At 67.3% G+C, this 11,309-nt stretch carries 13 protein-coding genes; 5 read left to right on the top strand and 8 right to left on the bottom strand.

The window, feature by feature from the left end; all coding sequences use genetic code 11:
* A partial coding sequence (locus tag HKK72_RS40670) for a DUF6928 family protein (RefSeq protein WP_261986583.1) occupies positions 1–775 on the top strand: 775 nt, incomplete at its 5' end.
* A 313-nt stretch (positions 776–1,088) separates the two neighbouring features.
* Here the strand turns inward: HKK72_RS40670 and HKK72_RS06205 are convergent.
* The 3 genes from HKK72_RS06205 to HKK72_RS06195 form a co-directional block, all read right to left on the bottom strand.
* The gene (locus tag HKK72_RS06205; protein ID WP_187233263.1) at positions 1,089–1,826 is read right to left on the bottom strand and encodes a VOC family protein; all 738 of its coding nucleotides are present in this window, start codon (positions 1,824–1,826) and stop codon (positions 1,089–1,091) included.
* An 88-nt stretch (positions 1,827–1,914) separates the two neighbouring features.
* A protein-coding gene (locus HKK72_RS06200) for an IS5 family transposase (protein ID WP_187233262.1) occupies positions 1,915–2,732 on the bottom strand; the annotation gives its coding sequence in 2 pieces (ribosomal slippage) (positions 1,915–2,390 and positions 2,390–2,732; 819 coding nt in all).
* A 213-nt stretch (positions 2,733–2,945) separates the two neighbouring features.
* Positions 2,946–3,926, bottom strand: coding sequence for a threonine/serine dehydratase (locus HKK72_RS06195; RefSeq protein ID WP_187233261.1), 981 nt, complete (start codon positions 3,924–3,926; stop codon positions 2,946–2,948).
* 759 nt (positions 3,927–4,685) lie between these two features.
* Here HKK72_RS06195 and HKK72_RS06185 point away from each other — a divergent pair.
* Positions 4,686–4,985 carry a hypothetical protein gene (locus HKK72_RS06185; protein ID WP_187233260.1) on the top strand — a complete coding sequence of 100 codons (300 nt, stop codon included), beginning with the start codon at positions 4,686–4,688 and terminating at the stop codon, positions 4,983–4,985.
* Here the strand turns inward: HKK72_RS06185 and HKK72_RS06180 are convergent.
* The 4 genes from HKK72_RS06180 to HKK72_RS06165 form a co-directional block, all read right to left on the bottom strand.
* Complete coding sequence (locus tag HKK72_RS06180) at positions 4,972–5,115, bottom strand: hypothetical protein (protein ID WP_187233259.1); 144 nt, start codon at positions 5,113–5,115, stop codon at positions 4,972–4,974. The two genes, HKK72_RS06185 and HKK72_RS06180, sit on opposite strands and share 14 nt — an antisense overlap.
* Before the next feature lie 946 nt (positions 5,116–6,061).
* The gene (locus HKK72_RS06175; protein WP_187233258.1) at positions 6,062–7,855 is read right to left on the bottom strand and encodes an FtsX-like permease family protein; all 1,794 of its coding nucleotides are present in this window, start codon (positions 7,853–7,855) and stop codon (positions 6,062–6,064) included.
* Positions 7,856–7,860: 5 nt separating this feature from the next.
* Positions 7,861–8,601, bottom strand: a complete 741-nt coding sequence (locus HKK72_RS06170; protein ID WP_187233257.1) for an ABC transporter ATP-binding protein — start codon at positions 8,599–8,601, stop codon at positions 7,861–7,863.
* Positions 8,598–9,131 (bottom strand): PadR family transcriptional regulator, encoded by a 534-nt coding sequence (locus HKK72_RS06165; protein ID WP_187233256.1) that lies wholly within the window; start codon positions 9,129–9,131, stop codon positions 8,598–8,600. The genes HKK72_RS06170 and HKK72_RS06165 overlap by 4 nt, the downstream gene beginning before the upstream one ends.
* A 342-nt stretch (positions 9,132–9,473) precedes the next feature.
* On the opposite strand from HKK72_RS06165, the gene HKK72_RS06160 reads away from it, so the two are divergent.
* Positions 9,474–9,926 carry a hypothetical protein gene (locus HKK72_RS06160; RefSeq protein WP_187233255.1) on the top strand — a complete coding sequence of 151 codons (453 nt, stop codon included), beginning with the start codon at positions 9,474–9,476 and terminating at the stop codon, positions 9,924–9,926.
* On the top strand, positions 9,923–10,261 hold the full coding sequence (locus tag HKK72_RS06155; RefSeq protein WP_187233254.1) for a winged helix-turn-helix domain-containing protein: 339 nt from the start codon (positions 9,923–9,925) through the stop codon (positions 10,259–10,261). The genes HKK72_RS06160 and HKK72_RS06155 overlap by 4 nt, the downstream gene beginning before the upstream one ends.
* A gap of 262 nt (positions 10,262–10,523) precedes the next feature.
* On the opposite strand, the gene HKK72_RS06150 is transcribed toward HKK72_RS06155, so the two are convergent.
* A complete protein-coding gene (locus HKK72_RS06150) occupies positions 10,524–11,063 on the bottom strand; it encodes a TetR/AcrR family transcriptional regulator (protein WP_187233253.1) in 540 nt (179 codons plus the stop codon).
* Positions 11,064–11,105: 42 nt separating this feature from the next.
* Here HKK72_RS06150 and HKK72_RS06145 point away from each other — a divergent pair, with 42 nt between their 5' ends.
* The gene (locus HKK72_RS06145) at positions 11,106–11,282 is read left to right on the top strand and encodes a hypothetical protein (protein WP_187233252.1); all 177 of its coding nucleotides are present in this window, start codon (positions 11,106–11,108) and stop codon (positions 11,280–11,282) included.
* Positions 11,283–11,309 lie beyond the last annotated feature (27 nt).

Here is an 11,309-nt window from a genome sequence, read left to right as displayed (position 1 = left end):
GATCTGGAGAAGCGATATGGGCGCAAAAACAGCGCTGCTGGCGTTCACGGAGAGGGACATCCGTCCCGCGTTGCTGGGCGCAACGCGCTCGGAGCGGGCGGAGACCGAGATGCTGGTTCGTCAGGTCCACCCGGGTTACGACGTCGAGCCAGTGGATGACAGCACGTTGTGGAACACCTACCCACCGGACGACATCACGTACGCCACGAAGCTGGCCGGGGCGGAGGTGTTCTGTGACCTACGGCTTGCGCTCGACCGTCCGTCCGAGCTGCCGGAACACCTGCGCAAGGCCGGCGAGGGCAGGCGGATCATCATGCACGGGATGCACTCGGTCGTGGACTGGCTCAGTTTCGCGGTCTGGGAGGACGGTGTGCTGATCCGGTCGCTGAGCCTGTCACCTGAAGGGGGCATTCAAGAGAACATCGGCAAGCCCTACGACTTCGAGCTGCCGTACTGGGCGGGGAACCATCCCGTCGAACCCGTACCGGGATGGCCCGACGAGGGACCGTATCCGTTGCCGTTTCATCCCCTTGAGTTGGGCGAGGAAGCATTGCGTGCACTGTTCGGCTTCGTCGTGGAAGGCTACCCCGACCCGGATGACATCGACCCGGCTGGTGTTCACCTGCACGGCTTCCGGGTGACCGACCCATCCGGCGAGGACCAGGCTGCACGCGAAGCCGCTTACGCGGAGGCGCGACGGAGCATGGGGGCACCGCGCTTGTTCCAGATGGGACCGGACGGGACGATGCAAGAGACCGCCTTCGAGGATCTCTGATCGCCAGCACAAGCCACAACCTCCCGCACCGCGGGATATTGCTTCTCGACCACCTCAGCTCCACCAGCACGCCTTGATGTGAACAGCCCACCTGCGGGCCGATCTTGCGTAGCGACAAGCCGCGAGCTTTTAGCCGCAGCGCCAGTTGCCGCTGCTCCATCGTCAGATGCGGCCGCACAAACTCGCCTGCACCCTGCCGGATGAGGATCCCCCTACGGTTTCAAGGGCGTCCGCTTCGCGGTCGCTGGCGGCCGCGCGTCGCCTTTGGGCTCGCATCGGCCCAGGGCCGACCAGGGCGAGGATCGGCTCCGCGTCAGAGCGGTGTGAGGACATCGAATTCGTTGCCCTCCGGGTCGGCGAGGCACGTCCACGGCACGTCGCCCTGGCCGAGGTCGATGTCGGTGGCGCCCAGAGCCCGCAGCCGGGCCACCTCCGCCGCTTGATCGTCACCAGGGTACGGCCGGAGGTCAAGATGGACGCGGTTCTTCACGGTCTTGGCGTCGGGTGTGCGGAGGAACTCCAGATACGGGCCGACGTCCTTGGCGGAGCGCAGCACCGCATGATCATCGGTCACCTCGTGCAGGGTCCAGTCCATCGCCTCGCCCCAGAACCGGGCCATAACCCGCGGATCCGCGCAGTCGGCCACCACCGCGGCAATCGGCCCGGTGTCCCGGTAGATCGATCGGGGCTCCAGCACGCAGAACTCGTTGCCCTCCGGGTCGGCCAGGACCGTCCACGGGACGTCGCCCTGGCCCACGTCGGCGGGCGTCGCACCAAGAGTCTGGAGACGCGCGACCAGGTCCGCCTGATGGGCCGCAGAGGTGGTGGCGAGGTCGACGTGCACGCGGTTCTTCACCGTCTTGGGTTCCGGGACGGCGATGATGTCGATGCAGACGGCGACAGGGTCGGGATAGACGAAGCCCTCAGGCTCGAGGTTGGTCACGCCGGGTTCCTCGCTGGAAATGGTCCAGCCGAGCACCTCCGCCCAGAACCGGCCGAGCGCGGAGTCATCCCGAGCATTCATCGCAATCTGAACAAGCCGTGTCGCCATGCCGCCGATCCTATGCCCGAGTGGATGGGGGGAATCGCCCGCATTCGCCCGACCCAAACTGGTTCGTCACCCGGGCTAAGACAGTGTCCTATGTGGTGAGTTTGATCAGTCGCTTGTAGCAGGTGAGGGCGGCGGCGAGGCCGAGAAAGGCCAGGTAGTTAGAGGGATGGCGTTCGTATCGTGGGGACAGGCGTCGGTAGCCGGTCAGCCACGAGATGGTGCGCTCGATCAGCCATCGGCGTCGTCCTAGCCTTTGGCTGGATTCGATACCTTTGCGGGCGATGCGCGGGATGACACCCACGCTGCGGAGCCATCGGCGCAGGTCGGGCCGGTCGTAGGCTTTGTCGGCGTGCAGCTTGCCGGCCTGCCGATATCGGCCTCGCTCGGGGTCGTGTTTCATTTGGAGCCCGGCGACCATAGGCCTCAGCCCATGCAGGTCGTGGGTGTTGCCGGCGGAGACGCCAACGACGACGGGCAGCCCTGCTGCGTCGGACAGGATGTGCATCTTCGAACCCGGCTTGCCCCGGTCCACGGGGCTCGGGCCTGTTTGTTCGCCCCCTTTTTCGCCCGCACGTGCGCCGAGTCGAGGATGACCCGCGACAGATCCAGCAGCCCGCCGTCGGCCAGCCGGTCCAGCAGTACCTGATGCAACCGACCCCACACACCGGCCCGCGACCAGATCACAAACCGGCGATGCACCGTGGACTTGGAGGCGCCGAAACACGGCGGCAGATGCCTCCACGCGCACCCGCTGACCAGTACATAAACGATTGCCGCGAACACCGCTTCGTCATCGATGTTCGCCGTCCCACCACCCTGCGGACGTGCTCTGACCGGCGGCAGCAACGGCTGCACGAGCTCCCACAGCCCCTCAGGGACGATCCAGCTCCATCGCTCACTACCCATGCCAAGATCAACGATCTACCACCACATAGGACACGGTGTAAGCGGGAGGTGGCCGTTCACCGGCGACCACTCCAGGCCGTCGCCTCGGCCCCCGCCGAGTCCCCTCACCAAGCACCTTCAGTGCCGCGGCAGTGTGCCGGGGGCAGGGTCGATGAACACCCGGAGGCGGCACAGGTGGCGCGAAAGCGGGTGGTGGCGGAGGGGAAGCAATTGTCAGGACCTGTCGATGGGAGCGGCACCGACCCAGCGGTGATAGGCGTCTACGTCTACGTTGCTGCCGCACACGATGGTGACTACGTGTCGGCCGGCGAAGCGGTCACGGTCTTCGAGGATCGCCGCGATGCCGAGCGCGGCCGACGGTTCGACGACGAGGCCGGCGTGGTCGAGGAGCATCCGCATACCGGCGATGATCGACGCCTCCTGCACCAGGACGGCGTCGTCAGCGACCAGGAGGAGGTCGTCCAGGACGGCCGGGATGGGACGTCGGCCGGCGACGCCGTCAGCGATGGTGTTGGTCGAGTCGGTGGTGACGACGCGTCGTTGGCGCCACGAGTGTGTCATCGCCGGTGCGCCCAGCGGCTGGATGCAGATCACCTCGACTTCGGGCGCCCAGGCCTTCACGACATGACCCACACCGGTCGCCAGCGCCCCGCCGCCGAGAGCGATCAGGACGGCGTCGAATGACGGCACGGTGTCCACCAGTTCCAGGCCGATGGTCGCCGCGCCCTCGCAGGTCTCGATGTCCAGGCTGTCTTCGACGAGCCGGATGCCGTCGTACCGCGCGACGGCCGCCGCCCGCTCGCGAGCCATGTCGAAGTCGCCGTCCACCAGCTCCAACCTGGCGTCCAATGCGCGGATGCGATCAAGCTTGGCCGCAGGCGCAGAGCGGGATGCCACGACGGTGACGTCGAGCCCCCTGCCGCGACCAGACCAAGCCAGGGCTTGGCCAAGGTTGCCCGCGCTGGCGCACACCACGGCTCGCGAGCCATTGTCGGCGAGCAGGCTCGCGACTACCTCGGTGCCGCGGGCCTTGAAGCTGCGGACCGGGTTCGCCGTTTCGAGCTTGATGCTCACCGTGCACCCGAGGTCGGGCTCCAGCGCCTCGCAGCGGTACAGCGGAGTGTCGAGAAAAATCGGGTCGATTATCCGGCGAGCCGCCCGGATCCGAGCGGTGTCGAGGCGAGTCTCTTGCACGACACAGCAGCGTAGCGCCGCCGACGCTGTTCCATATGGGTGACCGCCCGGCGACCTGTGCCCGTCCTGGGAGGTGAGTCAGCACCGACGGAGAGCGAATCTGTGCGATCTGTCCGACCTGCCACCGTGGTGACCGCAGCCCTTGACAGCAACGGTGACAGCAACAGCAGCCACCAGCCCAGCCACGGGCGCACGCCAACGGCCGGTCAACCTCGGTCGATGTCTCCCCGGCAGGGGGTGTTGCTATAGCTGAAAAGCGGAAGGTCGGCGGTTCGACCCCGCCCCTGCCCACCTCTTTGACCAGCGAAAAGGCCCCGGAAGCCGCATCCAGCCGGGGTCTTTGTCGTGCATCCACATCAACGGGTACATCAACCGGGCTAAGCGATCTCTGCCCCGAGCTTCCCGAGCGCCCTCTTTTCTCCTCCAGTGACGCATGCGCGTAGATCGTCCTGGTCACCTCGATGGCGCTATGACCCACGATCTCGCGAACCACGTGCGGAGGCACGCCCCGATCAAGGAGCAGCGACACCGCCGTGTACCGCAGGTCATGGAACCGGTACACACCCAGCCCGGCCGACTCCCGCACCCGCGGCTTGCCCAAGCAGCCCGGCTACAACAAGCGCCTACTGGCTGGGAAACGCCCCGGCGCGGGGCGCGCTCCGGCGGTGAAGGTGGTGTTTCGGGGCCGCGCACAGTAGAACAGGGCTCATGTCTTACCAGCAGCCAGCCCCTCACCGGGCCCAAATGCCCGGTGCGCCCATGGCGTACGCGCCACCGCAAGCCCGGGGTGTCAGCGCCGGCTACCGGCGATGGGCCGGCATTCTCATCTGGCTCGCAATCATCATCGCGGTCCTCATGGTGGTTGCGTTCGTGGTGAGCCTCGTCCTCCTTGCACAGGCGGACGCGGACGTGGGGAACGCTGCCAGCGGTTACCTCGCCATCTTTCTCTGGTTCGGGATCGCCGCCGCGATCCCAGTCCTACTCGCGGTCGCCATCCCCGGTGCGGTCATGACGCGGCGTGTGCGGCAGCAGCGGCAGGCGGGGATCACACCTTCGTAAGGCGCCGCCAGGCGTGCACGACGGCGGCGGTGGCGAGCGGGGCGACCGCCGCGGCAAGCAGCAGGTGGGGCTGGCCGACGGAGCCGACCTCCTCGCACATCCAGCAGCCACCGAAGAGGTCGGACGCCACGCCGATGCCAAACCGGCCGCCGGGGCGTAGAACGCGGAATGCTTCGGCGAGGGCGCGTGGTTCGTCGGCGGACGGGTTGATGACGCATTTCTTATTTGTCCGACTCTGTCCGGATGCCCCCGCCTTGTCCTGGGCGGCTGTGACAAAATACGTGCCAAAGTTCCGCAAAGGGTCGAGGCGAGCCTTCCGTACGAGAGGCGTAGCTTAAAGGTCATGAAACAGACGAACCCGCTTTTCTGGTCGAAGACACCGTTAGCCGCATAGGCCCCCTGTTTTTACCGCCTATCCGCATGTATTCTTACGATCGCGACAAGAGGTCGCCGGGATGGGCCGATCTATCGGAGGGATTATGAGAAGACGTGCCGGGCTACTGAGCAAACTCGGCGTAGGGCTACTCGTACTCGGGGCCACCTTCATGGGCGGTGCGGTACCTGCGCAGGCAGCTGCGCAGCCGACAGGGTGTGGCACATGGTTCTACGCTGGAACGCATCTCGGGTATCGGGGCTACTGCACGAACGGCAACTCAAGCTGGGACATCAGGGTTGTCTTCAGATGCGATGCCCCCTGGTACCAATTGGACTACACCGTGACCGGACCCCAGGTTCGGTCGACGGCATATAGCGACGCATTCTGCCGAGGCGATGACAATCCCTACGATTCCGGCGTCATGCTCATCCCCCGGTAACGGGCAATCCTGGAATCTGTATCCGCTGCGGCGATCCCTTTAGAAATGGCCGGTGCGACCAGCGGAGCATAGGACTGGCTTCGGGGCATGGTTTGCACCGAAGCCAGTCCGTTACTTCTGAAAGCATTGGGCGCTACTGCTGTACCGTCCGGCCGTGCCCGGCTGTCACCGAGACGCGGTGGCTTGTTGACCTCTGCGGTCGCTTCCCAAGCCGGGACATACCTCCCGACCTGAACTGATGAGTAATGCGATCTGAGTCGCTCACGCCGACTCGGCGCTGAGGGTTTGTGCCACGGATCGGCGGACTGCGAGGCGGGCGGGGATGGCGGTGAGTACTGCTGTCGCCAGCACGGTCGCGAGTGCGGCGGTGAGCAGCCACCACGCGGAGGGCATGGTCACCTTTCCGGGGGTGAAGAGCAAGCACAGGATGACGCCCAAGGGGATGCCGGTGATGGCACCGGGCAGCGTGGGCACTAGTTGGGCGGTGGACAGTCCGGCTGTGATCTGTCCGGGGGTGGCGCCGAGCGTGCGTGCGATGGCCATGGTCGGCCGGGCTTCCAGTGCGGTGGTCCAGGTGATCGTGATGGTGTTCACGATGGCGAGTGCGATCACCACGGCGGTGACGGCCAGCAGCAGATGGCGTTCTTGAGCGGCTCGCTGGACGTTCGCCATGAAAGAGCCCGGATAGCCTTTCACGGGCTGGGCGTAGATCATCAGCAGAGCTGTGAGCGCGATCAGCGTGGTCGCGATGTTGCACCCGTGCAGGACGGCGCGGCCGGGTCGGCGGGCGATCAGACGCAGTCCGAGCAGGAGTGGGGTCGGCAGCAGCGCGGACAATCTGGTCAGCAGGGGCCGGTGCTGGGGCCGGTGGGCGGTGTCGGCCAGCGCGGAGATGGTGCCGGAGCGCAGCGCACGTAGGGTCGGGCCGAGGGTGGTGAGGGCGGCCACCGCCAGGGCGACGACGGTCGTGACGGCGATGGTACCGCCGGTGGGGCCGGTGGCGGTGGTGATCAGGCTGGCGCTGGGATTGATGACGGCGGGCTCGACCAGCCGTGCGATCGTCAGGCCCAGCGCGTCGGCGAGCAGCGCCAGGGTCAGGTATTCGGCGAGCAGGACGGCGGCGATGAGGCCGGGTGTGGCGCCGACCGCCTTGAGCAGTCCCACCCGGCGGGTCTGCTTGGCGGCTCGTCCTGCCGCCAATGCGGCCACACCGGCGATGGCCAGGAAGCTGAGCAGCCAACTGCCGACGACCAGGATCGGCTGGCTGCCCCGGAGTATGACGGAGTCCTGCTCGGCTACGAGCTGCCAGCGTTTGAAGTTCACCCAGGTGTACTCGAACGCCTGGGCTATGGCGGGATTACGCATGTTTATCGCCCCGGCTGTGGCGGGATCCCGCAGCTTCAGGTAGATGAAGGAGGTCACCGGGAGATCCGCCGATGCCAGTGCCCGGGTATCCCGTTCGGCCAGCCAGACCAGGCCGCCGCCGTCGCTCGGCCCGCCGCCCGGGCCGATCCCCGGCGCCCACGGGTAGACCTCGTGCGCTGCGGTCACGGCGATCCCGACGATGGGGAACGAGCGGCCGGCGACGGTGACGTGGTCGCCGACGCCGACGTCCAGAGCGGTGGCGAAGCCGCGTTCGACCACGGCGCCTCCGGGTCGGACCCAGCCGCCCGAGGTCACCAACGGACGGTCGACCGGGCCCGGTGTCATATCGGCGACCTGCACCACCGCGGCCGCCGTGGAGCCGCGCGCCGTGACCGGCGTATAGAACTGGCGGTACGGTCCGCTGTGGGCGACCACCCCGGGGGCGTACTCCAACGACTTCAGGGCCGCGATCGTGGTCCGGGCAGTGCCGGGGGAAAGTGCGATCATGTCCGGCCCGGCCGTGGCTTCCCGGGTCTGCCGGTACAGCGCGTCGGTCGCCCCGTGCATCGACAGGCCGAGGGCCAACGTGGCGGTGGCGGCGGTTATCGCGACCAGGAGCATCGCGACCTGGGCGGGATGTCGGCGCATGTCGGCCGAAACGAGGCGGAAGATGAGCAGGATGCGTCCCACGGCGTTCAGCCCTCCAGCCCGATCAGATCCTCGAGCCGCTCGGTGGTGCTGTCGGCCAGCCAGGTGTCGTCGACGAACATTCCGTCGCGCATCGAGATCAGCCGGTCCGCGGTCGCCGCGATCCGCTCGTCGTGCGTCACGATGACCAGGGTCTGACCCGTGGAACGCAACTCCTCGAATAGCCTCAGGACATCGAGTGTCGCCGCGGTGTCGAGGTTCCCGCTCGGCTCGTCGGCCAACAGGACCAGCGGTTCGTTGGCCAAAGCGCGAGCGATGGCGACGCGCTGACGCTGTCCCCCCGACAGCTCCCATGGCAAGTGCCGGGCGCGGTCGGCGAGCCCGACCCGCTCCAGCAGCACGGCCGCGCGCTGCCTGGCCGCACGCGGTGAGCACCCGGCCAGCAGCGCGGGCAACTCCACGTTCTCCGCTGCGGACAGCTCCTCCACCAGATGGAAGGCCTGGAAGACGAATCCCATCGAGCCGCGCCGCAGCCGGGCCAAAGCCCGCTCGCTCAACGTGTCGATGCGCCGGCCGGCCAGCCACACCTCCCCATCGGTGGGTCGCTCCAGGCCGCCCAGCAGGTGCAACAGTGTGGACTTACCGCAGCCGCTGGGCCCCATCACCGCCAGCATCTGTCCAGCCGGTACGTCCAGGTCGACTCCATCGACCGCGCGGACCACGCCCTGCCCGTGGCCATGCTCCTTGAACAGGTCGCGGACCTGCAGCACATCGCCGAATTCGTTCATGCATCCTCAGATTCGATCTCGACCCTCGACCAGACTCGCTCGCAGGCTTCCAACCAGCGCAGATCCGCCTGCAGCCGCAACACGACCCCTTCCAGCAGCACGGCAGCGGTCGAGTCATCCGACTCGGCCATCACCGCGCGCTGGGCATCACGCAAGCGGCGCAGCAACGCGCGGCGCTGCACGGCGACCATCTCCACCGGATCGGCGAGCCGGCCCGCGGCGGCCGCAGCGAGTTTGAGATGGAACTCCGCCAGATCCGGTTTCGGCCAGCTCACCTCGGCCAGCCAGGCGGCCACCCGCTGCTGTCCGGCCGGAGTCAGGGCATACACCTTGCGGTCCGGCCGGTCCGGCAGCCCATCCACCCGTTCGCAGACAACCAGCCCCGCTCTCTCCAGCCGGGCCAGCGTCACATAGACCTGACCCGCGTTCATCGACTCGCCTAGCGGGCCTAGGGCCCGCCGCAGCCGCGCACGCAGGTGGTAGCCATGTGACGGTTCTTTCGCAAGCATCGCCAGCACCGCGTCTTGCATGCACCATCCCTAACGGTTAGCTGATAGATATCGGTTAGCTGATACAGGCGTCAAGCACTACCGTTAAACCAGAGGACGCCCCCCGCACCCCACAAGCGCACGCAATCGCAGGTCAAGAGCACTGACGGCCGATCCTCATCGACCGCGCCCGGCGATCCCAAGCAGGCCGGCACGCCGGACATAGAGGCCGCGTACAAGTTTCCCCCGAAGTGACTCCACCGGCCTTCCGTGCCGCTCTTCGGGCAACCGCTGCGCTCGCTGACGCGCGCAGTTTGACTTGCCTGGCAGGAAAGTAGCGCGTTAACTTTCCCACCAGGCAAGTCAAACCATGGAGGATTCAGGATGGACCACATCGAGGACGCCCAGGCCGATCTTGCCGAGATCGCCAAGCGCCGCAACCAGGCCGCGGACGGCGCATCCCGCGGCCGGCACCGCGGCTGGGACGCCACCGGCATGCTCACGATGATCGCCGGCTTCGCGGCACTGGATCTGCCCGCGTCCCCAGCCCTGCAGCTGGCCCTCTTCGGCGTCGCCCTGGCCGCCGCCCTGACCTGCTTCACGCGCGCCGGCCAGCGCAGCAAGGCGGTCATGCACCAGCCTCAGCTGACCGGCCGATTCTGGGCGGTCCTCGGCGGCTTCGCCCTCGCCGCCTGCGTCCTCACCCTCGCTGGGATGTGGCTGCTCGACCGCATCGACATCCCGCTGGGTTATACCCTCATCGGCGTGCTACTCGCCGTCCTCAGCGCGGTCACCGAACCGCTGTACCGGGCGTTGCTGCGCCGACCGACCGCATGACCACCCCAGCCGGCTTCGACGAACTGATCCATCCGCCGACCCGGCTGGGCCTGATGGCGCTCCTCGCGGCGACCGAGTGGGCCGAGTTCAGCTTCCTCAAGGAGAGCCTCGAACTCACCGACTCCGCACTCTCCAAACAGATCTCGACCCTCTCCGAGGCCGGGTACGCCGAGGTCCGCAAGGAAGGCGCAGGCCGCCGGCGCCGCACCCTGGTCACCCTGACCCCGCGAGGCCGGACGGCCTTCAACGGCCACGTCGAAGCCCTACGGCAACTCGTCATCCGCGCACCGTCGACTTCCACAACCAGCGCCGCCCATCCGCGCGAGATGCCCTAGGTGCACTGCCCAGGGACGTTGATCAATCTGCCGAATTCGGCTCTCTGGGATCGACGAGCTCGCTTGCCCTCCAGCGACGCGTGAGCTTAGGACGAGCGACGGCGCCCTCGTCTGGCGGACGTCTTACCCGAACCTGGTCTCCGACATCGTCCAGGCGCTGACGTGGACGCATCAAGGACACGGCCGTCCGACCGGATGGCCTGCCATGTCCGCTCCGTCACCACTCGAGTCTTCCCTGCGGTTCGGGGAGAAGGTCGCCTGTTCAGGCCGTGGGTGTCAGCACGGCATCGATCAGTGAGGCCGCTGTGGCTCTGAGGCGCTCGGGGTCCTGGTAGACGCGTTCCATGACGACGATCCCCCGCGTCATGGTGATCAGCACCCGCGCCGCCTCCGCCGGGGGGATGACAAGTCGAGGCCGGGCATCGTCAGTGGAGAGCCGCTCGTGCAACAGCCGCTCCATGTTGTCGAGCAGGTCGCGAAGCGCGGCGCGGATACGGTTCCCGTCGGCTTTGATGTCGATCGCCGTCTTGGTCGTCAGGCATCCGCGGGTGGGGAGCCCCTTGATCATGGAGGTGATGGTGAAGTCGAAGAAGTCGCGGAGGGCTTGGTCGATGATCGGATGGGCGAGCGCTTGGGCCGCTTCGACCAGGAAGTGCTTCGCGTAGTCCTCGTAGACGCGCAGGAACAGGGTCTCCTTGTCGCGGTAGGCGTTGTAGAGCGACCCGCGCAGGACGCCGGTGGCCGTCGCGTCGCCACGGTCTACCCTGGCCCGGTCGACACGCCCATGATGGCGACGACCCAAGCCGGCCCGGACCTGGGCTACGGGCTCCGTCCCGTCGACGAGGTGGCCGCCGAGATCGTGGCCGGTCTCGAGGGCCGCCAGATCGACATCAACACCCAAACGCCCGAGCGCCGCGCGATGGAAGACCTCAACGCACGGGATCCGCTGGCCCTCGATGCCGCCCTCGCGCCGAATCTCGCCGAACTCCGAGCCGCCGTCAGCGCGCACCGCAGCATCTGACCCGTATGGCGGCGACCGAGGCGGTGC

It is taken from the genome of Actinomadura sp. HBU206391 (assembly GCF_014323665.1).
Lineage (GTDB): Bacteria > Actinomycetota > Actinomycetes > Streptosporangiales > Streptosporangiaceae > Actinomadura_C.
The sequence above is the reverse complement of the archived record's forward strand: the minus strand, read 5'-3'. Positions and strand labels throughout refer to the sequence as shown.

Bases quoted from the DNA above. Each gene is read 5' to 3' on its own strand.
- HKK72_RS06165 (WP_187233256.1), bottom strand. From the start codon at position 9,131: ATGCAAGACGCGGTGCTGGCGATGCTTGCGAAAGAACCGTCACATGGC.
- HKK72_RS06205 (WP_187233263.1), bottom strand. From the start codon at position 1,826: ATGGCGACACGGCTTGTTCAGATTGCGATGAATGCTCGGGATGACTCC.
- HKK72_RS06160 (WP_187233255.1), top strand. From the start codon at position 9,474: ATGGACCACATCGAGGACGCCCAGGCCGATCTTGCCGAGATCGCCAAG.
- HKK72_RS06170 (WP_187233257.1), bottom strand. From the start codon at position 8,601: ATGAACGAATTCGGCGATGTGCTGCAGGTCCGCGACCTGTTCAAGGAG.
- HKK72_RS06185 (WP_187233260.1), top strand. From the start codon at position 4,686: ATGGCGTACGCGCCACCGCAAGCCCGGGGTGTCAGCGCCGGCTACCGG.
- HKK72_RS06155 (WP_187233254.1), top strand. From the start codon at position 9,923: ATGACCACCCCAGCCGGCTTCGACGAACTGATCCATCCGCCGACCCGG.